Annotated in this window: 19 protein-coding genes, 1 other RNA gene and 2 pseudogenes; 18 read left to right on the plus strand and 4 right to left on the minus strand. The window is 63.6% G+C overall.

The features are described 5' to 3' along the window. Positions 1 to 277: LGFP repeat-containing protein (locus ASG86_RS20790; protein WP_442854303.1), on the minus strand; the 277-nt coding region annotated here is incomplete at both ends. A gap of 1 nt (position 278) precedes the next feature. Then, a pseudogene (locus ASG86_RS21035) lies at positions 279 to 1,290 on the minus strand (GH25 family lysozyme); the annotation flags it as partial. Between the two features lie 731 nt (positions 1,291 to 2,021). On the opposite strand from ASG86_RS21035, the gene ASG86_RS13165 reads away from it, so the two are divergent. From ASG86_RS13165 to ASG86_RS13235, 16 genes are all read left to right on the plus strand, one after another. Next, entirely contained in the window at positions 2,022 to 3,245 is a 1,224-nt protein-coding gene (locus ASG86_RS13165; protein ID WP_056334912.1) for a CpaF family protein, read from the plus strand. Continuing rightward, positions 3,242 to 4,099 carry a type II secretion system F family protein gene (locus ASG86_RS13170; protein ID WP_082566785.1) on the plus strand — a complete coding sequence of 286 codons (858 nt, stop codon included), beginning with the start codon at positions 3,242 to 3,244 and terminating at the stop codon, positions 4,097 to 4,099. The genes ASG86_RS13165 and ASG86_RS13170 overlap by 4 nt, the downstream gene beginning before the upstream one ends. Further along, positions 4,096 to 5,037, plus strand: coding sequence for a type II secretion system F family protein (locus ASG86_RS13175; protein ID WP_056334914.1), 942 nt, complete (start codon positions 4,096 to 4,098; stop codon positions 5,035 to 5,037). Before ASG86_RS13170 ends, ASG86_RS13175 begins: the two co-directional genes overlap by 4 nt. Before the next feature lie 74 nt (positions 5,038 to 5,111). Beyond that, positions 5,112 to 5,399 (plus strand): hypothetical protein, encoded by a 288-nt coding sequence (locus ASG86_RS20795; protein WP_056334916.1) that lies wholly within the window; start codon positions 5,112 to 5,114, stop codon positions 5,397 to 5,399. A 3-nt stretch (positions 5,400 to 5,402) separates the two neighbouring features. Beyond that, complete coding sequence (locus ASG86_RS13185; protein ID WP_056334918.1) at positions 5,403 to 5,816, plus strand: TadE family protein; 414 nt, start codon at positions 5,403 to 5,405, stop codon at positions 5,814 to 5,816. 115 nt (positions 5,817 to 5,931) lie between these two features. Beyond that, positions 5,932 to 6,420, plus strand: a complete 489-nt coding sequence (locus ASG86_RS13190) for a hypothetical protein (RefSeq protein ID WP_327019829.1) — start codon at positions 5,932 to 5,934, stop codon at positions 6,418 to 6,420. Further along, positions 6,417 to 6,863: a pilus assembly protein TadG-related protein gene (locus tag ASG86_RS13195; RefSeq protein WP_235565176.1), complete on the plus strand. Its 447-nt coding sequence runs from the start codon at positions 6,417 to 6,419 to the stop codon at positions 6,861 to 6,863. The genes ASG86_RS13190 and ASG86_RS13195 overlap by 4 nt, the downstream gene beginning before the upstream one ends. 127 nt (positions 6,864 to 6,990) lie before the next feature. Continuing rightward, positions 6,991 to 8,106 carry a peptide chain release factor 2 gene (prfB, locus tag ASG86_RS13200; protein ID WP_056334923.1) on the plus strand — a complete coding sequence of 372 codons (1,116 nt, stop codon included), beginning with the start codon at positions 6,991 to 6,993 and terminating at the stop codon, positions 8,104 to 8,106. Between the two features lie 186 nt (positions 8,107 to 8,292). Then, on the plus strand, positions 8,293 to 9,081 hold the full coding sequence (gene ftsE, locus ASG86_RS13205) for a cell division ATP-binding protein FtsE (RefSeq protein ID WP_056334926.1): 789 nt from the start codon (positions 8,293 to 8,295) through the stop codon (positions 9,079 to 9,081). Further along, positions 9,078 to 9,992, plus strand: coding sequence for a permease-like cell division protein FtsX (ftsX, locus tag ASG86_RS13210; RefSeq protein ID WP_056334929.1), 915 nt, complete (start codon positions 9,078 to 9,080; stop codon positions 9,990 to 9,992). The genes ftsE and ftsX overlap by 4 nt, the downstream gene beginning before the upstream one ends. Positions 9,993 to 10,019: 27 nt before the next feature. Next, positions 10,020 to 11,450 (plus strand): M23 family metallopeptidase, encoded by a 1,431-nt coding sequence (locus ASG86_RS13215; RefSeq protein WP_156386186.1) that lies wholly within the window; start codon positions 10,020 to 10,022, stop codon positions 11,448 to 11,450. Positions 11,451 to 11,534: 84 nt separating this feature from the next. Then, on the plus strand, positions 11,535 to 12,008 hold the full coding sequence (smpB, locus tag ASG86_RS13220; RefSeq protein WP_043453530.1) for an SsrA-binding protein SmpB: 474 nt from the start codon (positions 11,535 to 11,537) through the stop codon (positions 12,006 to 12,008). A gap of 73 nt (positions 12,009 to 12,081) precedes the next feature. Next, positions 12,082 to 12,450, plus strand: a transfer-messenger RNA (tmRNA) gene (gene ssrA, locus ASG86_RS20235). Positions 12,451 to 12,661: 211 nt separating this feature from the next. Further along, a complete protein-coding gene (locus tag ASG86_RS13225; RefSeq protein ID WP_056334931.1) occupies positions 12,662 to 13,126 on the plus strand; it encodes a pyridoxamine 5'-phosphate oxidase family protein in 465 nt (154 codons plus the stop codon). Between the two features lie 57 nt (positions 13,127 to 13,183). Next, on the plus strand, positions 13,184 to 16,363 hold the full coding sequence (locus ASG86_RS13230) for an HAD-IA family hydrolase (RefSeq protein ID WP_056334934.1): 3,180 nt from the start codon (positions 13,184 to 13,186) through the stop codon (positions 16,361 to 16,363). Next, positions 16,360 to 17,385 (plus strand): ATP-dependent 6-phosphofructokinase, encoded by a 1,026-nt coding sequence (locus tag ASG86_RS13235; RefSeq protein ID WP_056334936.1) that lies wholly within the window; start codon positions 16,360 to 16,362, stop codon positions 17,383 to 17,385. Before ASG86_RS13230 ends, ASG86_RS13235 begins: the two co-directional genes overlap by 4 nt. Positions 17,386 to 17,393: 8 nt before the next feature. On the opposite strand, the gene ASG86_RS13240 is transcribed toward ASG86_RS13235, so the two are convergent. Continuing rightward, positions 17,394 to 18,404 carry a zinc-dependent alcohol dehydrogenase family protein gene (locus ASG86_RS13240; RefSeq protein ID WP_056334940.1) on the minus strand — a complete coding sequence of 337 codons (1,011 nt, stop codon included), beginning with the start codon at positions 18,402 to 18,404 and terminating at the stop codon, positions 17,394 to 17,396. A gap of 22 nt (positions 18,405 to 18,426) precedes the next feature. Then, complete coding sequence (locus ASG86_RS13245; RefSeq protein ID WP_056334944.1) at positions 18,427 to 18,897, minus strand: pyridoxamine 5'-phosphate oxidase family protein; 471 nt, start codon at positions 18,895 to 18,897, stop codon at positions 18,427 to 18,429. Between the two features lie 163 nt (positions 18,898 to 19,060). Here ASG86_RS13245 and ASG86_RS13250 point away from each other — a divergent pair, with 163 nt between their 5' ends. Both ASG86_RS13250 and ASG86_RS13255 read left to right on the plus strand, forming a co-directional pair. Then, the gene (locus ASG86_RS13250; RefSeq protein ID WP_235565177.1) at positions 19,061 to 19,984 is read left to right on the plus strand and encodes a hypothetical protein; all 924 of its coding nucleotides are present in this window, start codon (positions 19,061 to 19,063) and stop codon (positions 19,982 to 19,984) included. After that, positions 19,981 to 21,035, plus strand: a pseudogene (locus tag ASG86_RS13255) (zinc-dependent alcohol dehydrogenase family protein). Before ASG86_RS13250 ends, ASG86_RS13255 begins: the two are co-directional and overlap by 4 nt. The last annotated feature ends 21 nt before the right edge of the window (positions 21,036 to 21,056 follow it).

Consider the following 21,056-nt stretch of genomic DNA (forward strand, 5'->3'; position numbering starts at 1 on the left):
CGTCGCGGATGGGYCCGKTGGGTGAGACGTGGGCGCCTGTGGCGGTGGACCAGAGGATGGCTCCGTTTTGGAAGTTCTGGTAGCAGCCGCCGTCTTTGAGGCCGCATGTTTGGTCGGAGGTTGGGTAGCCGAGGGTGCCGCGCTCGAAGCCGGTGGTTTTCCAGGCKTCGCGGATGGGTCCGTTGGGTGAGACGTGGGCGCCTGTGGCGGTGGACCAGAGGATGGCTCCGTTTTGGAAGTTCTGGTAGCAGCCGCCGTCTTTGAGGCCGCATGTTTGNTGGGTGAGACGTGGGCGCCTGTGGCGGTGGACCAGAGGATGGCTCCGTTTTGGAAGTTCTGGTAGCAGCCGCCGTCTTTGAGGCCGCATGTTTGATCGGAGGTGGGGTAGCCCAGGGTGCCCCCCTCGAAGCCGGTGGCTCTCCAGGCCTCACGGATGAGCCCATTTGGAGAAGCTTGGGCTCCCGTCGCAGTGGACCAGATTATGGCGCCATTCTCAAAGTCTTGGTAACAACCCCCGTCCCGCAAGCCACAAACTATTGAGCTTATTTGCGCGCCAAGTTCCGGCGTACGGGCACGGGCGTCAGCAATAGCTTGACTTGCAGCCGACGGAACTACGACCGAAGCGAAAGCCTTGAGGCCGGCGTAATCCCCGTTCCAGACGTTCGAGTCACCGGCGAAGGGGCCGGTGCTGCTGTACTGCCAAATGCTGTACGTGCCCCAGCTTCCCGTGGGAATGGCGCCGGCGTCATTGGTGGCCGAGTAGGGGTATGCAGCGACCCAAAGCGGATAGTCCCCGAAACCAGCAGGATTGCCCAAGCACTGGTTCCACCAATTCGTATTTGTATAGATCACCGGCAACCTGCCAGTGAGTGACCTCATGGTGTTGCCAAAGTCCTGAACCCATGATGTCAGCTGCCCTGGGGACATGCCGTAGCAGGTGTTACCAAAGTAGAAGCCGTTAATGGTCCGACCCTCGTACGGGTTGAACTCAAAGTCGAGAACCGGGGGCATGGTGTACCCGTCCGCAGACCAGCCACCGCCGTTATTCACGAAGTAGCGCGCCTGGTCGGAGCCTGAGGACCAGTTGGGAATCGCGAAGTGGTAGGCGCCCCGCACCATGCCAACGTTTCGTGCCCCCTGATATTGGGAGCCGAACAGGTCATTGGTGAAGTAGTTTCCTTCGGAAGCCTTCACGTAGGCGAATCTTGCACCCATGTTCCACTGCTGCTGCCAGTCGACGCTGGTCTGGTGTCCGCTGACATCGAGTCCCTGGACACCAAAGGAAGGCATCCACGTGCCTTCGGTCCCCAGTGACTCCGCGCTAAGCTTCTTCACGCCAGACGGGGATGACGAGGTCACTCGCTTTGACCTCTGTCCCATTTCCGCTCCACCCGGGCCAATGGCTTGGGACATCGACTCGGGAGTGGCCGCCGCAGACGGACTGGCTTCAATGGACGGCTGCGGCGCCGTTGCGGTTGTTGGCGCGGCTTCTGAAGTTGTCTGCGGCGAAGAAGGCGCCGGCGTTGTTTGCGGCGACGTGGCGGCCGTCTTGGACGGTGTGGGCGTGGGACTGGGCTCTAAAGCGGAAGCTGCTCCGGTGAGACCAGGCCCAGTCAGCAATGAGACGGCCAGCAAGCCAGTCCCAAGGGACATCATGATTGGGCGACGGGACTGAGACAGGTTCCGCTTCATATGTGCTCCGGAGACAATGTGGCGCTCCCCCGAGCGCCTCTTTGGATACTGCTCAGGTGGTTTCCCCAGGAAGACACCTGATAGTGCTATTTCGATAAATAACGCGCTCACCTTAGCACCGCTGTTACTGGTGGAACTAGTGATTCTCATGTTACTTATGTGAATACTGCGCTCCTCCAAGCAGAATCTTGAGGCTCTCCTGAGGAGAATCTTGAGGGTGGATAGTTGTCCACAGGAGCGCTGAATGACTTGTTGTGGCTGGACCTGCTCTTTAGGCTTTACCCAGTCGCACTGCCTCTGCCGGGGGCGGCAGTTGTATGGGGGAACATATGGACGCGCTGGGAATTGTCGAGGACGAGGTCCGTGAGCTCATCCGCCGGCGCGGACTGGATCCGCTCAGGCAAGCCGGAGAGGTTCGAAGGCTGGTGGAAGCAGCCGTCACTGACTATGACGAGCGTGCTCTGATGGGGCCTCTTCCGCCCCTTGGCCCGCTGGACGCAGCCCGCAGGTTCCTGTTCGATGCCGTCGCGGGCTTTGGGGTGCTCCAGCCACTGCTCGACGATCCGTCGATCGAAGAGATTTGGTTCAATGCCCCAAATGAAATTTATGTGGCACGCAACGGCGAGTCAGAGCTGACATCGTTGAGCCTCTCCGAGCAGCAGGTTCGCGACTTGGTCGAACGCATGCTGAAAAGCTCCGGCCGGCGGTTGGATATGTCGTCTCCGTTTGTGGATGCTGCCCTGCCTGATGGGTCAAGGCTCCACGTCGTCATCCCCGATGTGACCCGCCGCCACTGGGCCGTCAATATAAGAAAGTTCGTGGTGAAAGCCAGCCGCCTGGAACACCTGGTCGAGCTGGGGACGCTGACGCCGCAGTCGGCGCGATTTCTCGGCGCAGCGGTGTCCAGCGGCCTGAACATCCTCGTGTCAGGGGCGACACAGGCAGGCAAGACAACCATGCTGAACTGCCTGGCGGCCAGCATCGGAAGCCGGGAGCGTGTCATCACTGTCGAGGAAATCTTTGAGCTGCAGTTTCCGCTCCGGGACGTGGTGGGGTTGCAGTGCAGGCAACCAAACCTCGAAGGTGAGGGCGAAATTCCACTCCGTCGCCTGGTGAAGGAAGCCTTGCGGATGCGCCCGGACCGACTGGTTGTGGGCGAAGTGCGGGAAGCTGAGAGCCTGGACATGCTGATCGCACTTAACAGTGGACTTCCCGGGATGTGCACCGTCCATGCGAACTCGGCCCATGATGCTGTCACCAAAATCTGTACATTGCCGCTGCTGGCGGGGGAGAACATCTCAAGTGCGTTCGTTGTCCCCACCGTTGCATCCTGCATAGACCTGGTGGTGCACTGCAGCAGGAACGCCGACGGGCGGCGACAAGTGACTCAGATTCTGTCGCTGGGCCGACGCGTGGAAAATGGCATCATCGAGTCGTCAATGATCTTCGCTTTGGAGAATGGAGTCCTGCAGCCTCGTGCCAATGCCATGCCGGCGGCGGAAAAGTTCTCGCGGGCAGGATACGACGTCGCTGCACTGCTGGATCCGCGATGATCCCGGCGCTGGTGGGGGCGGCGTTGGGGGTGGGTTTCTTCCTGATCTGGTGGTCCTGCTGGGAAAGGCCGGACCACGGTGTCCGCAAGCGGAAGCCCAGCCGGCTGACTGACCTGCTCGCGGCTGCCGGGGTCGATAAGGTCTCAGCGCGCGGCCTGGCGGGCACGTGCCTGGGGCTGGGAATTTTCGTGGCACTCATCTTCTATGGCCTCAGCCGTTCGTGGCCGATTGCCGTCTGCTTTGGGCTTTTCGGCGCCTGGCTGCCAATCACCATCCTCCGGTGGCGGGCCAAAAAGAGAACGGCCATGCTGCGCCAGCTTTGGCCTGACGTCGTCGATCACCTCCGATCGGCAATCCGTGCCGGCCTGCCGCTGCCTGAGGCCCTCATTCAACTTGGAGAGAAGGGGCCTGAGGAACTGCGGCCCACCTTTCGTGAGTTCGGCGCTGACTACCGTGCCGGCGGCCAGTTCGATGGCTCCCTCAACAAACTGAAGCAGCGGCTGGCCGATCCCGTGGCTGACCGGATTATCGAAGCGCTCCGGCTGACCCGCGAAGTGGGCGGCTCAGACCTGGGGAAGCTCCTGGGCACACTGGCCGAGTTCCTGCGGGAAAACGCCCGGACGCGCAGTGAACTGGAAGCCCGTCAGTCCTGGACCATTAATGCCGCCCGGCTTGCCGTCGCAGCACCCTGGATCGTGATGATCCTGCTCGCCACCAGGCCGGAGGCGATCCAGGCCTACAACACGCCGATGGGTGCAGCAGTCCTGCTCGGCGGTCTGGTTGTCTCGCTCATTTGCTACACCGTCATGCTGAAGATCGGGGCCTTGCCACAGGACGAAAGGGTACTCCGGTGATCATCGTTCCGCCTTCAGCAGTACTTTGCGGTATCGGCCTTGGCTTGGGATTGTGGCTTGTGATCTTCCGGTCACCGCCAGTGCGGGCCATGACCCTCTCTGAACGCATCGAGCCGCAACTGAAGTCGCAGAACCTGGAGTCGCGGCTCCTCCGTGCAGGCGAGCAGAACCTGACACCTTTCGGCCCGCTGGAACGGATTCTCCGCCCTGTCTTCCGGGACTGGCTCTCCGCATTGGGGAAACTCAACCCCTCGCCCGGGGCCACCGGGCGCCGATTGGTCCAGGCAGGGATCAACAAGTCGCCAATCGACTTCCGTGCGGAACAGCTGCTCTGGGCCGCTGCCGGTTTTGCCCTATCGTTGGCCCTCATCTTCATCGGAGCCGCGGCCGGGAGGTTCAATCCGCTCCTGGCAGCTGCGGTAATCGCCGGCAGTGCTGCAGCAGGTTTTGTGCTGCGGGACTACTGGCTTGGTGCCCAGGTGCGCAGGCGGGAAGCACGGATGATGGCGGAGTTTCCCAGCCTCGCCGAACTGATGGCGCTGGCGGTCGGGGCAGGGGAGAGCGCAACGGGCGCTTTGGATCGCGTTTGCAGGAGTGCCAACGGTGAGCTGTCAAAGGAGTTTTCAAAGATCCTCGCGGAGACGAGGGCAGGCAAACCCCTGGTCTTGGCCTTGCAGGAGTTCTCTGCCCGCACCGACCTTGCCCCCTTGGTCCGGTTCGTTGACGGCATCATCGTTGCAGTGGAAAGAGGAACGCCCCTCGCAGACGTGCTCCGCGCGCAGGCACAGGACGTCCGCGATTCGGCCAAACGGGACCTCATGGAAGCTGCAGGAAAAAAGGAAATCGCGATGATGGTGCCTCTGGTTTTCGGAGTGCTTCCCCTCACCGTTGTGTTTGCTGTCTTCCCCGGCCTCGCTGCCATCAACCTGGGTTTCTGATGAGGAAACAACCCGAAGCCCGCATCCACCGCAACTACTAAAAGCCACTCCAGGATCCAGGAATAGGACGCAAGATGCAAAACATGGGAACCCGCTGTCTGCTGCTGCTTCTTGGCCTTACGGCCACACTGCAGCTAAAGGTGCCCCGCCCGGCCAGGGCGGGTCGACGTACAGGCTGGCATGTCAATGAAGGCCTCCAGCCGCGTCAGGCAAGCACAATCGATAATCCGGAGCGCGGTGACGTGCCGGGATGGGTGATGATAACCCTGATGTCCGCCGTCCTGGTTGCAGCCCTCCTGGCGCTCGCTGGCCCCGCTTTGGAAGCGATGTTCAACCAGGCAATGGACAAGGTTGGAAACTGAGCCGTGGTGATCTCCGCTCACGGGCCGGTGCAGCCGGAGCTGTCCCGGCCGGGGGAGCGGGGTTCAGCTGTGGTGGACTTTGTCCTGGTTGGCGGGTTGCTGACCATGTTCTTCCTTGCGATCATCCAGCTGACCCTGGTTCTGCACGTCCGGAACACACTCATCGATGCTGCGGCCTCTGGTGCACGGTACGGGACACTCGCTGACCGTAATGCCTCGGATGCGCAGGAACGGACCCGCAGCCTCATCGGCATGGCACTGAACGAGGGGTTTGCCGAACAGATCAGTGCGCAGGAAGTAACGGTCCAAGGCATGCGCACTTTGGAGGTAACCGTCCGGTCTCCAATGCCGGTTATCGGGTTCATTGGCCCACGGGACATGCTGGAGGTGAAAGGGCATGCGGCTGTTCAGCCCTGAGCCGCTCAGCGCCGGCCCATTGCCACGCTCCCATGGCCAGTCCGGTTCCAATGCCTTCCCGTTCCGCACCCGCCTGGCAGAAGCATTCTGCAGGGAGGGTCCCGGGGGCACACGAGTGGGTGACGCTATCCAGTGCCCCAGGCATGACCACCGGGAGCACGCGGAGCCGGGCTTCGTGTATGAGCGCCGTGGGCTGATGAATGAGGATGGAAGTGCAGTCGTCGAATTCACGTTCCTTGCACTCCTGCTGATGGTTCCGCTGGTGTACTTCGTCATCACCGTCGGCCAAATCCAAGGCGGTTCCTTCGCCGTGGTGGGCGCCGCCGACCAGGCTGCCAAGGTCTTTGTGGCACAGCCCGATGCCCCCACCGCCCAGGCAGCTGCTGAGCGGGCAGTGGCCCTTGCCCTCTCCGACTTCGGGCACCCTGTGGCAAGGGCCCACATGACCACCAGCTGCAACCCGGCTGACTGCCAGGCTGCCGGGACAACGGTAACGGTGACCGTCAGGCTGAACGTTCCGCTGCCGTTCATACCGTTCGTGGATGGATTGTCCGCCACGGAGGTTGAGGCGTCCTCCACGCAACTGGTGGGGAGGTACCGGTGAATCGCGGGGAACCGGATGAGAACGGCCAGGTGATGGTAATGATCCTCGGCTACATCGTCCTGGCGCTCTTGGTGGCGACAGTCGTCATCGGAATATCTGCTGTCTACCTGGAGCACAAGCGCCTGTTGTCCCTGGCGGACGGCGCCTCCCTGGCGGCGGCCGACAGCTACACCCTGGGTGAAGTCATGTCACAGGGCGGAAGCCCCTCGGCTGTCCTTAGTCCCGCCCGCGTCCGCAATGTCGCTGCCGATTTCGTCGCAAGAAGTCCTGCCTCGGAGCGTTTCTCCAGTCTTGCCGTCACTGGGGCAACGGGCACGCCGGACGGGTCCACCGCCGTCGTGGTCCTCACTGCAGCCGTGCACCCGCCTGTGGTGAACTTCCTCGTTCCGGACGGTATCCGGATCGAGGCGACATCCACGGCGCGCTCGCGCCTGACCCGCTGAGTCGCGCACCCGCCGGGTCAAGCACCTGCGTTGAGCATGACACTGAGACAGGCACGGTGCGGGGCCATGGGGCGTGCACGCCTCCCACGCAGGGCCGTATCCGCCAATAGCGTAGGCTTAAACCACCATGGCCAATATTGATTTTTCCGCTGAAATCCGCGCGCTGCGCGCCACGTACGAGTCCATTGAACGCGTCAGCGACGTGGAGACACTCAAGGAAGACATCGCCGAACTCAGCGAGCGGGCAGGGGAGCCGGACCTCTGGGACGATCCCTCGGCCGCACAGAAAATCACCTCCCGGCTTTCCCACCGCCAGTCCGAACTCGAACGCCTCACCAACCTGGCGTCCAGGATTGACGATCTCGAAGTCCTGGTGGAGCTTGGGCAGGACGAGGACGACGCCGACTCGATGGGGGAGGCCGCAGCCGAACTTGAATCCATCAAGAAGGCCCTCAAGGACCTGGAAGTAGTCACGCTGCTGTCCGGCGAATACGACGAACGCGAAGCCGTCGTCTCAATCCGCGCCGGTGCGGGAGGAGTGGACGCTGCTGACTTTGCCGAGATGCTGATGCGCATGTACCTCCGGTGGGCGGAACGCCACGGGTACCCCACAACGGTCATGGACACCTCCTACGCGGAGGAAGCCGGACTCAAATCGGCCACCTTCGAGGTGAAGGCTCCTTATGCGTACGGCACCCTGAGCGTGGAAGCCGGAACCCACCGCCTTGTCCGGATCAGCCCGTTCGACAACCAGGGCCGCCGCCAAACGTCCTTCGCTGCCGTTGAGGTCATCCCCCTGATCGAGCAGACGGACTCCATCGACATCCCGGATAATGAAATCCGGGTGGATGTGTTCCGTTCGTCCGGCCCGGGCGGCCAGTCGGTCAACACCACGGACTCCGCCGTCCGCTTGACCCACATTCCCACCGGCACCGTGGTGTCGATGCAGAACGAGAAATCACAGCTGCAGAACCGCGCCGCCGCCATGCGCGTGCTGCAGTCGCGGCTCCTGCTGTTGAAGAAGGAGCAGGAGGATGCGGAGAAGAAGGCGCTGGCCGGCGATGTCAAAGCATCGTGGGGTGACCAGATGCGCTCCTACGTCCTGAACCCTTACCAGATGGTCAAGGACCTGCGCACGGAACACGAAGTGGGCAATACGTCGGCAGTGTTCGACGGCGAAATCGACGACTTCATCGACGCCGGCATCCGCTGGCGTACTGACAACCGCAACGCCGACAAGTAACCCGCCAGGCCGGCAGGCCGCCAGCTGATCCGGCGACACGCCCCCGAAAGCAGGCCCAACCGCCGGGCATCCTGCGTATAGTCGAGGGGCCGGGGCCCTACTTTCCCCAAACGAAAACCCGTGCACCGGCTGCAGAACTGGGCTGCATCACATGAATCAGCCATGCCCTGCAGGGTACTTAGGGCCATGATCCGATTCGAAAATGTCACCAAGGTTTACGACCAGAAAGCCCGCCCGGCGCTGGACTCCATCAACCTTGAGATTGACCGCGGCGAATTCGCCTTCCTCGTGGGCGCATCCGGCTCCGGAAAATCCACCTTCCTCCGCCTCGTGCTGAAGGAAGACCGCGCCACGTCCGGCGCTGTCTACGTCGCCGGCCAGAACGTCGCCAAGATCTCCAGCTGGCGGGTTCCGCGCCTTCGCCGCGGCATCGGCGTCGTCTTCCAGGACTTCCGCCTCCTGCCTCAAAAGAACGTGTTCGCCAACGTAGCCTTCGCCATGCAGGTCATCGGCAAGAGCCGGAGCGTCATCCGCGACACGGTCCCGGAAGTCCTCAAGACCGTGGGCCTGGAAGGCAAGGAACACCGCATGCCGCACGAGCTCTCCGGCGGCGAGCAGCAGCGCGTGGCGATCGCCCGTGCCGTGGTCAACCGGCCCGGGATCCTCCTCGCCGACGAACCCACCGGAAACCTGGACCCCACCACTTCCATGGGCATCATGGGCGTGCTGGACAAGATCAACCAAAACGGAACCACCGTGGTGATGGCCACGCACGACGACGACATCGTCAACGAGATGCGCAAGCGGGTGGTTGAGCTCAGGAACGGCGTGGTGATCCGCGACGAAGCCAAGGCCTTGTACACGTCGATGATCCCCGTCGTCGGCCAGTCCAGGCGGCTGAAGGACGCCAGCGGCAGGGAAGCGCCCGACGGCGGCCTGCCGGGCAACGGCGCTGAAGGCGAGGCCCAGCGGTGAGGCTCGCATTCATCCTTTCGGAGATCGGCAGCGGCCTGCGCCGCAACCTTTCCATGGTGGTCTCGGTCATCCTGGTGACGTTCGTGTCCCTCACCTTCGTGGGCGCGGCCGGGATGCTGCAGATGCAGATCAACCAGATGAAGGGCTACTGGTACGACAAGGTCCAGGTTGCCATCTTCCTGTGCAGTGAAGGTTCGACGGCGCCCGGTTGCGCTTCCGGGCCGGTCACCCCTGAGCAGCAACAGGGCCTGAACGCCCTCCTTGAATCTCCGGCAGTGGCGCAGTACATCAACGACTTCCAGTTCGAGTCCAAGGATGAGGCCTACAAGCACTTCAAGGACCAGTTTTCGAACTCGCCCATCGTTGATTCCGTGACGCCGGACCAGTTGCCGGCATCATTCCGGATCAACATGAAGGACCCGGAGAAGTACCAGATCATCAGCGAGACGTTCTCCTCGCAGCCTGGTGTGGAGACGGTAATTGATCAGCGCCAGCTCCTCGAACGCCTCTTCTCGGTAATGAACGGGGCTTCCCTGGTGGCGGTCGGCATTGCCGGTGTCATGATCGTCTGCGCCATCCTGCTGATTGCCACCACCATCAGGCTCTCCGCATTCAGCAGGCGCCGCGAGACCGGGATCATGCGTCTGGTCGGTGCCTCGAAGACCGTGATCCAGCTGCCGTTCATCCTGGAAGGCGTCATAGCGGCCGTCATCGGTGCTGCCCTCGCCTCGGGCACCCTGTGGGCAGTTGCGCACTTCTTCCTGGGCGACTACATGTCCCGTCAGTACCCCGATACAGCCTTCATCTCATCCGGCCAGACCTTGATCCTCGTGCCGGCGCTGCTGATCCTTGGCGGATCCTTGGCAGGAATTTCGTCTCTCTTGACCTTACGCAGATATTTGCGCGTTTAGGCTGTGCACACCGACCAAGGAATGCCCATGAACCTGACTGATCACAACTTGCCCCGCCCCCGGCGCAGCCGAGGGCGGTCTGCTGCCCGCCGTTTGGGCATCGTCAGCGGCGTGCTCACCGTCATCCTTTCGGCCGGGATGGCCCTTGCCACTCCAGTCGCGTTCGCAGACGACCTCGAAGACCGCCAGGCCGCGCTCGAGGCTGAAGCTGCCCGCGTCCAGGCGTCCCTTGAGTTCGTCGACTCCCGGATCGCAAAGGCCGCCGGCGACTTGGTGATCTATCAGGGCCAACTGCCAGGCGCCCAGCAGGCACTCCTGGAGGCACAGGGGCGCGTAGCCGGCGCCGTCAAGGAAGTCGAAGCACTGTCGGCCCGCGTGGATATGGCCCAGCAGAACAAGGCCAAGATCACCCAGCAGCTGGAAACCGACAAGCAGAAGATCGCCGACACCAAGAAGCTGATCGGCCAGATTGCCACCCAGGCCTACAAATCCGGCGGTGTGCCCTCGAACCTGTCGCTCTTCTTCGGATCCAACAGCGGCAGCAGCCTGACCGAAACCATGGACCTCGCCGACCAGGCCATGCGCAGCCAGAACGCTGCGATGGACAAGCTCAGCCAGCAGAATGCCACCAACGTCAACTCGCAGGCACGGCTTCAGGCCGTGGAAGCAGAGATCAAGGACCTCAAGGCCAAGGCCGACGCCGCGCTGGAGCGAGAGAAGGCCGCACGCGACGAGGCCGCCGCCAAAAAGGCCCAGGTCGACCAGCTGATCGCGGATACCACGCGCCTCGACGCTGAGCTCCAGGCGGCCAAGCCCGGCATCCAGGCGCAACTGGCCGGTGTCCAGGCGAACCAGAACCAGGTGGCGAACGAAATCGCCGAACGTGACCGCAGGGCCCGCGAGGCGTGGGAAGCCGAACAGCGCAGACAGGCTGCGGCTGCGGCTGCTGCGGCGGCCGCTGCTGCAGCCGCCGCGAACCGCCCGGCACCGCCCGCCCCGCCGTACGTCCCGCCCGCTGCAGGATCGCCGTCGGCCTTTGGCCTCCGCCACCCCTTCGACGGCAGCATCTCCATCACCTCCGGTTTTGGGTACCGCACCACTCCGCCGGGAACCGTCGATTTCTACGGCACCGGCGGATACATGCACACCGGAATCGACTTTGGTGCCGCCTGCGGAACGCCCGTGTACGCTGCAGCTGCCGGTGAAGTCTTCAGCTCAGGCTGGAACTCCGCCGACGGCGGCGGCTGGCGCGTCAAGATTGACCACGGGGTGTCGCAGGGCAACACGCTCACCACCATCTACTACCACAACTCCAGCATCGTGGTCTCGAATGGGCAAAGAGTTTCCCAGGGCCAGCTCATTGCCTACTCCGGCAGCACCGGCAACTCAACGGGTTGCCACGCCCACTTCGAAACCTGGCTCAACGGGGCCGCGGTCGACCCCATGGGCCTGCTGTAGGGGCCAGGCACTGCTGCCGTAGACTGGTATAGCTCCGCGCCGCAGGCCCGGAGGCACCCGAACTGAAACCCGAGGAGTTTTCCCGTGCCGAAAGAAAGTGGCCGTAAGGTGGTGGCCACCAACCGCAAGGCCCGGCACGATTATCACGTGCTGGACACTTACGAGGCCGGCATCGCGCTGATGGGCACGGAAGTGAAGTCCCTGCGCGAGGGCCACGCCTCTATGGTGGACGGATTCTGTACGTTCTACAACGACGAGTTGTGGATGGAAGCCATCCACATTCCCGAGTACAACCAGGGCAGCTGGACCAACCACGCTGCCCGCCGCCGCCGGAAGCTGCTCCTGCACCGGGAAGAGCTGATCAAGATCTCCCGCAAGGTTCAGGAAGCCGGGTACACCATAGTGCCGCTCCAGCTTTACTTTGTGGACGGTCGCGCCAAGGTGGAAATCGCCGTTGCCCGCGGTAAGCGCGAGTACGACAAGCGCCAGACGCTGCGGGAGCAGCAGGACAACCGCGAAGCCCAGCGGGAGATGCGCGAGCGCAACCGGCGACGCTAGGAATTATTTCCGCGGGGCATGCGTTAGTATGGGTAGTCCGGCAGGCTTGCCAGCCGGTTTGGTAACAAAATACGGGGATGATCGGTTTCGACGGTGTTAGTCGCGACAGGTGAAGCGGGCCGAGGATGCAGAATTATCTCGTAAACGCTTTCTGCAAACCAATAAGTGCCGAATCTAAGCGCACTGACTTCGCTCTTGCTGCCTAAGCAGTAAGACAGTCCGTCAGCCCGGGGTTGCTATCGCCCCGGATCCTGGCGTCATTTAGATAGCCACTGCTGTTTGCTCCCGTCATCGGAGTAAACGGGACTTTTAGATGACTGGGCCCGGATCAGCCAGCTGTTTGCAGCATGGCTGGGGCCGAGAAAATCCGACGCAAACTGCGCCCGGAGAAGCCCTGACAACACGACATCGGACGGGGGTTCAATTCCCCCCATCTCCACCCTTGCGGTGAGTCGAGACATCCTTCCCGGATGAGTCGAGTCATCGGTAGCACCCCGGTCTTCGGACCGGGGTGTTTTTTTGCCCTGAAACCAGGTGCCCTGCCGCACGAGCCCTGCCGCACGAGCGGTCCTGCCCCAGGGCAGCCCGTCCCACATACATGGCGGGCCTAAATCCTCTAGCGGGGGAGCGCGCATGTCATTACCTTCGACAGCATGCACAATGACCCGCCCCAAACGCCCACTGAAGTCCTGGATCCCGGGACGTGCTGGGACCTCCTGCGCAGCGTGTCGGTCGGCCACCTGGCAGTACTGGTGAACGGGTACCCGGAAGTCTTCCCGGTGAACTACAAGGTTGACCAGCAGTCCCTGGTCTTCCGCACAGGCGAAGGAACAAAACTGCGGGCAGCCGGGGGCCCACTCGCCGTCGCCCTGGAAGCCGACGGCCATGACGACGCCAGGGCTTGGAGCGTCCTGGTCAAAGGCAAGGCCGTCGTCCTGGAGCCCTCGGAGGAACTGCTGACCGGGGCCGCGCTGACGCTCTTTCCATGGCAAGCCGGTGAAAAGGACCATTACGTCCGGATCGAACCCACGTCAATAACCGGCAGGCGCTTCACCATCACCTCGCCCTTGACATGGTGGAACCACGTGGGGCGGTCGTCCCATTCGGACACAGCGTAGCCGGCGCCGGGCCCTACGGCCCTGTCCGGAACGAGCGCTTGCTGGTACCACTGACCTATGATTGGGTCTCCCACCGCCGCTGCTGCCAGGCCACCCTTTGATGCCGTCATTTTCGACCTGGACGGGGTAGTCACCAATACGGCGCTGGTTCACCAGGCTGCCTGGAATGACGCGTTCGACCGGATCCTCCATGATCCAAGGGTGCCCCCGGACGCCAACCGTGCCCCGCTCAGCAGGGCGGACTACCTCACCTTCATTGACGGCATGCCGCGCGAGGAGGGGGTGGTGCGGTTCCTGGCTGCCCGGGGAGTGCAGGTTGAAAAGGGACAGGAGACGGATGAAGCGGGCGCCTGGACCGGGTTCGGCCTGGGCGCATGGAAGAACGAGCTGTTCCTGCAGCACCTGCGGGCCGACGGTGTCCAGAGCTACCCCGGGACGCTGGAACTGCTGCAGAGGCTTCAAGGCGCTGCAGTGCCAACGGCTGTGGTCACCTCGAGCCGCAATGCGGGCGTGGTCCTGGAAGCGGCGGGCATCCAGGACCTGTTCCGGGCAGTGATGGACGGAACGACGGCGGCACGGCTGGGCCTGCGCGGAAAGCCGGCGCCGGACATCTTTCTTGAGGCCGCATCACGGCTGGGCGTGGCCCCATCGCATGCCGTGGTGATCGAGGATTCCACGGCAGGGGTTGAGGCGGCCCGGCACGGAGGCTTCGGCCTCGTGGTCGGGATCGACCGCACCGGAAACCGCCGGCAGCTGGAGGCTGCCGGCGCCGACACCGTCCTGAACGACGTGGGGGAGCTGGACCTGGGACAGGTCATCGGCAACGCATGGCACCTCGTCTATCAAGGCTTCGACGCCGCACACGAGGGCCATCGGGAGGCCCTTACCACCTTGGGCAACGGCTACATGGGCGTCCGGGGAGCCGCGCCCGAAGGCGGCAACTTCAGCTACGCGGGACTGTACCTCGCCGGCGTCTACAACCGTGTCCAGGTAACTGCGGCCGGCGAGACGCTGCTGGAAGAGCACATGGTCAACGCACCCGACTGCCTCCCACTCGATCTGCGCCTGGCCGGCCAGCAATGGTGGTCCGAAGGCGGGATGGGGCCGATCCGCGAACACCGGGTCCTTGACCTCAAACGGGCAGTGCTCGAGCGGCGCCTGCTGCTGGAAAGTGCCGACCACCGCCGGCTGGAAGTGGTGCAGACCCGCTTCGTTTCCATGGCCGAACCCCATCTGCTGGTCCTGGAGACGGTGATCACCGCCCTGGGCTGGAGCGGGGAGGTGGAGGTCCGCAGCGGGATCAACGCCGGCGTCCGCAACGCCAACCTGCCCGAACCTGCCCAAGGCTCCGACCTCCACCTGGCTGACAGGACATCCTCCCCGCGCTCCCTCCCGGAGCGAGTCCAGGACGATGCTTCCGTCGTCGAAGTGGAAACCACCCAAAGCCTCATCCGGATCGCTGCAGCGTATCGAACTTACGTTTCTGCGAATACAGCGGCAATTGAGGATGGCAGGAAAGGGGACTTCCATTTCCAAACCCTTCTGCTGCCGCTTGACGCCGGCGCTGCGGTACGGATCACCAAGACGGTGGCAGTAGTGACGTCCCGTGACCGTGCCATCTCCTCGCCGGAGACGGGTGCCCGTGCTGTCCTGGAACGTACGGGTGGCGACTTCGACTTGCTGCTGGCGGCGCATGAGGAGGCCTGGCGGCGCGAGCTGCGTCCGTTCCTGGTGGAAATAGATGCCCCGGTCCAGGTTCGCCTGGTCCTGAACCTGCACATCTTCCATTTGCTTCAGACGTTGACACATCACACGGCCGAGCTGGACGCCGGCGTGACTGCGCGCGGACTCCACGGCGAGGGGTACCGTGGCCACGTCTTCTGGGATGAGCTGTTTGTCCTGCCGGTACTGACCTCAAGGACGCCCGAGGTTGCCAGGTCCGTGATCGAGTACAGGTGGCGGCGGCTTCCCGCCGCCCGGCATGCCGCGGCACTGGAAGGCTTGGCAGGGGCCAAGTTTCCTTGGCAAAGCGCCAGCGACGGAACCGAGGAAACGCCAAAATGGTTATACAACGACCGGTCCGGCAGATGGGTCAAGGACCACTCGCACCTGCAGGTCCACTCGGGACTGGCCGTCGCCTTCAATGCCTGGCAGTATTTCCAGGCCACCGGGAACAAGATCTGGCTCCTCCAAAAAGGGGCTGAACTCGTGATCGAGGTTGCCCGTTTCTTCCGTTCACTGGCGGACTACGACCAGCAAGGCGGCCGGTACCACCTGCGCGGCGTCGTGGGACCGGACGAGTACCATACCGGCTATCCCGGCAGCGACACGCCGGGGTTGGACGACAACGCCTACACCAATGTCATGGCGGCATGGGTCTGCTCCCAGGCGGGGGGAATCATGGGCTTCCTCCATGGCAGCGAGCGGGCCGGACTCATGGAACGCCTGGGCGTCACGGAAGAGGAAACCGCGGGATGGTCTCACATGGGAACGGCGATGTACGTCCCGTTTCATGATGACGGCGTCATCAGCCAGTTCGAGGGATACGGGGGGTTGAAGGAACTTGACTGGGAGCATTACCGGGACAGGTACGGCGACATCGAGCGGCTGGACCTCATCCTGGAAGCAGAGGATGACACCACCAACTGCTACAAGCTGGCAAAGCAGGCAGATGTCCTGATGCTCCCTTACCTGTTGGGCCACGAAGTGCTCGCCGCCACCCTTCAACGGCTGCAGTATGGCTTTACGCCTGAACAACTCAATAAAACCATCGAGTATTATCTGGCCAGGACCGCGCACGGGTCCACGCTGAGCAGGGTTGCCCACGCGTCCGTCCTTGCAGGCGTGGACGCGGACCGGGCGTGGGACAGCTTCCGCGAAGCGCTCGACGCCGATCTTGACGATACCCAGCACGGCACCACGCGCGCGGGTATCCATTTGGGCGCGATGGCAGGAACCATCGACGTGGTGCAGCGCAGCTTTGCTGGGCTGCGGTTCAGCGGCGACACCATCCTGTTCGCCCCCAACCTCCCCACCGGGCTGCGCGCCGTCGCTTTTGAGGTCCTCTACCGGGGGCACCGCCTCCGCGTGCACCTCAAGGGCGGGGACATGAGCATCGCCTCGGCCCCCGGCGACGCCGGGCCGATCAAGGTGCAGGTGCGTGGCCTCGATGAGGTCCTTCCTCCCGGCCAGACCCGGCATTTCCCGTTGCCTGCCTCGGAGGTGGTGGCGCCATGAAGCGGCTGGGGATACTTACCAGTGGTGGTGACTGCCCGGGGGTGAACGCCGTGATCCGGGGAGCGGTACTGGGCGGGGACATTGCACATGGCTACGAATTCCTGGGGTTCAAGGACGGCTGGCGGGGCGTCCTGGAGCAGGATGTTTTTCCGCTGCCCCGGACGAGCGTCCGTGGGATCTCGCGCCTGGGCGGAACCATTCTGGGCACGTCCCGGACCAATCCGCTGGTGGATGGCGGCATCGAGGGCGTCCGTGCCTGTTTGCGGAACAACGAACTCGACGGCCTGATTGCCATTGGGGGAGAGGGCACACTGGCGGCGGCCCGGGAACTGTGCGCCCAGGGCATCAATGTGGTGGGAGTGCCCAAGACCATCGATAACGACCTCGGCGCTACGGACTACACTTTCGGCTTCGATTCAGCGGTCCAGACCGCCACCGAGGCCATTGACCGGCTGCGGACCACCGGTGAATCACATCACCGCTGCATGGTGGCCGAAGTGATGGGCCGCAACGCGGGCTGGATTGCACTGCATTCCGGGATGGCGTCGGGCGCGCACGCCATCCTGATACCTGAACATCCTGTGTCCCTGGACCAAATCTGTTCCTGGGTGCTGTCAGCCCGTGACCGTGGCAGGGCACCCATGGTGGTGGTGGCCGAGGCCTTTGCTCCCGAGGGGCACGCGGCACCTTACGCGCCCCGCGGCCTGGACACTTTCGGGCGGCCGCGCTTGGGAGGCATCGGACTGCTCCTGGAAGGAGAGCTGCAGATACGGACCGGCATCGAAACGCGGGCCACCGTCCTGGGCCACATCCAGCGCGGCGGCGAACCTACAGCCTTCGACCGTGTCCTTGCCACCCGGCTTGGCCTCGCCGCCGTCGAATCCGCCGCGGCGGGCAGATGGGGCACCATGGTGTCGCTGCGGGGCACGGACATCATCAACGTCGGCCTGGGGGAAGCGCTGGGCGAACTGAAGGTGGTCCCGGAAGCCCGTTACCAGGAGGCCGCCGTCCTGTTCGGGTGAGGCAGGAACTAGTGTTCCGGCCGGACCCGCAGGACCGCCGAACCGGTAATCCTGTCGGCAGCCAGGTCTTCCAGGGCCCGGTCCGCAGCCTCGAACGGGTACACCGTAGTTGTGAGCGCCAGGGAAAGCCTGGCCGCGAGGGCCAGGAATTCACGCCCGTCGGCCCGGGTATTGGCGGTGACGCTCAGCAGCTGCCGTTCGAAAAAGAGCTCCCTGCCGTAATTGAGGGCTGGGATGTCGGTCAGGTGGATTCCGGCGATGGCCAGGGTTCCACCACGGTCCAGGGCACGCAGCGCGGCCGGGACAAGGTCCCCCACCGGTGCAAAAAGAATGGCGGAGTCAAGCGGTACCGGCGGTTGGTCATACGCTTTCCCCACATAGTCCGCCCCCAACTCCACCGCGAGCCGCCGCGCACGTTCGGACCGGGTCATGACAAACACCGAGGCACCCTGTTTGAGCGCCAGCTGGGCAGTGATATGGGCCGAGCTGCCAAAGCCGTAGATACCCAGGCGGCCCCCTACCGGGAGGGCGGCGCGCTTCAGTGCGCGGTAGCCGATGATGCCCGAACACAGCAGCGGCGCAGCCTGTTCGTCCGGGAAGCCAGGAGGCAGCCGGTAGGCAAAGTCCTCCAAAACCGTCAGATACTCGGCAAAGCCGCCATCCCGGTCCCAGCCCGTGAAGAGGGGCGTTAGGCATAGATTTTCGTCTCCGCGGCGGCAGTAGTCGCACCTGCCGCAGACGCCGCCAAGCCACGCGACGCCCACCCTGTCGCCGGTCCTGAAACGGGAGCAGTCAGCCCCTGTTTCAACAACGACGCCGACTGCCTCGTGCCCGGGTACGGTGCGCGGACGGTGCGGGCCCAGGTCTCCTTCTGCGAGATGGAGGTCCGTGCGGCAAACACCGCAAACAGTGACCTCCACCAGCAGTTCGCGGGCCGCAGGCGTGGGAGTGTCACGAAGCCCCTGAACCAGCGGGCGGGTGGAAATGGGGCCAGGCCCGTTTACCCACCAGGCACGCACAGTGCCTCCCGTCCGGGATGGTTTACTCGAAACCGGCGCGGGTTGCGTCATCCAGCGGGGTCTGCCACAGCAGCGGCGCGTCCACGCTGAAGCGCCTGCCCGTTATCGATTCGGGGGTGATGCGGATGAAGTGCTCCTGCCCCACGCCCTGCCACGGAAACAGCGCCCGCCGGACGTCATCCAGGTCAGCGCCGGTGGGCGTTGCCTCAGCTGCCGTCCCCTTAACCACGACGCTCCAGGCAAGGCCAAACTGGGAGCTGACCGCATCTGCTTCCAGGGCCACCGTGGCCTCCGACAGGAGGGCCTGGTGCTTGGTGCCCCCGCCGGTGCGGAACACCAGCGTCCGGCCGTCCACCTTGTAATTGACGGGAAAGACATCCGGATGGCCATCGGCGATGACGGCAAGGCGCCCCACCCCGCTTTGGGAAAGGAGGTTCCAGCACTCGTCCGCGTCAAGGATTTCCGGTACAGGCACGTTCGTTTTCTCAGTCATAGGGCACAGCGTAGGCAACTCTCCTGCCTCCGGTAAGGGCATAAAGGCCCGGCCTCAAAGGCCTGGCCGCAAAGGAAGGACCTATGGCCCTTGGGACCCGGCCCGGCTCAATGGGAGTCTGTGGGGAGGCAAGGAAACCCGGATCTTCCTGCGAAAGGTGGCCATGCTCACGCACTTGTTCGCCAGCCGCATGCTGTGGGCTGTTGCCGGTCTGCTGGCGCTGGCCGCAGCGGGGACCGGAATATGGCGGCCCGAAATCTACGATGGGGTGGTCGCCAGTGAATTGATCCCCGGTGCTTACTCCCAGGACCTGCTGTCCATGGCGGCCGGGATCGGATTGGTGTACTTGGCATGGGCCGCCAGGCCGGACAGGGCCAAACACCAGATCGTGGCCCTGGGACTGCTTGGCTATCTGTTCTACGCCTACGGAATCTATGTCATTGAGCGGACCTACAACGGCCTGTACCTGCTCTATATGGCCGTCTTCACACTGTCGTTCTGGGCCATGGTCACTGCCGGGGCCACCATGGGCCGCGACGCGCCATCCGTCTCCCTTCCGCATGGGTTCGGGATCGTGTCGGCTGCCGGTGCCGTCCTTCAGCCGCTCATCTTCTACCCCCTCTGGATCGGGATGCTCCTGCCCTTGATGCGGAGCGGCGAGCAACTCGATTCCCTGTACTCGATCTTCATCCTGGACCTTTGCTTCATCATGCCCGCATTCCTGGTCCTGTCCCTCCTGACCTACCGGAAGCACCGTGCTGGGCTGCTGCTTCTGCCGGCCCTGTACGTCCTCGGCTTCACCCTCATCTTTTCGCTGGCGGTGGGTGAAATGGTCAAACCCCTGTTCGGCGCTGAGGGCAGCATGGCCGCCCTGCTGCCCGCACTTGGGCTCTCTGGGCTGTTCCTGGTGCTCGGAATCCTGCATCTGGCCAAACTGCAGGTAACACAGGCACCCACAATAGGTCCCGGTGTTCCACCGTCGGGCGGTATCCAGCCCGTCCGTCAGCAATCCGCCCGCCAACAAACCCCGCAGGCCGGCCGGCAACCGCCGCCAAGCCCTCCGCAGAGTAAGGAAAAAACACCATGAAAGCTCTCGTCTACGGCGGACCCGGTGACAAGTCATGGACGGATGTTCCGGACCCCCGGATCCAGCAACCCGGCGACGTCATCGTCAAAGTCGACACCACCACGATCTGCGGCACAGACCTGCATATCCTCAAAGGCGACGTTCCCGCCGTCGAAAAGGGCCGGATCCTGGGCCACGAAGGAGTGGGAACGGTGGTGGAAACGGGTCCTTCCGTGACCGGACTGAAGGTAAACGACCGCGTCATCATCTCGTGCATCAAGTCCTGCGGCCACTGTGCCAACTGCAAGGCCGGCCTCTACTCGCACTGCCTGGGAAGTGAGGGCAGGAAGGCACCGGGTGGATCTTCGGACACCTGATCGACGGGACACAGGCCGAATACGTCCGGGTGCCCTATGCCGAAAACTCGCTGCACCTGCTGCCCGCGGGGGTCAGCGACGAACAGGCCGTCATGCTCTCCGATATCCTTCCCACTGGATTCGAGATCGGCGTCCAGTACGGCCGGGTGAAGCCCGGCGATGCCGTTGCCGTGGTGGGCGCCGGTCCGGTGGGCCTGGCAGCGATCACCACCGCGGGACTGTACGGCGCGGCCACGATTGTGGCCGTCGACCTTGACGCCAACCGGCTGGAGAAGGCAAGGGAGTTCGGCGCCACGGACACGGTCCTTTCCGGCAGCAGCGACTGGCGGGAACAGGTCCTGGCCCTGACGGGCGGACGGGGTGTGGATGTGGCCATCGAAGCTGTCGGCGTCCCGGGAACATTTGCCATGTGCACCGACATCGTGCGGCCCGGCGGATCCGTAGCCAACGTTGGAGTGCACGGAAAGCCGGTGGAGCTGCACCTGGAAAACCTCTGGATCCAGAACATCAATATCAGCATGGGGCTGGTGAATACCAACACCACCCCCATGCTGCTTAAGCTGGTGGCCCAGGGGAAGATCCGGGCGGAAAAATTCGCCACCCACCATTTTGGGTTCGACCAGTTCCTTGATGCCTACGACACGTTCTCCCGGGCCGCCGAAACCAAGGCGCTCAAGGTGATCCTCAAGTCCTGACGAGGCAAGGCCTGATCAGGT

Origin of the sequence: Arthrobacter sp. Soil764 (genome assembly GCF_001428075.1) — a bacterium.
Lineage (GTDB): Bacteria > Actinomycetota > Actinomycetes > Actinomycetales > Micrococcaceae > Arthrobacter.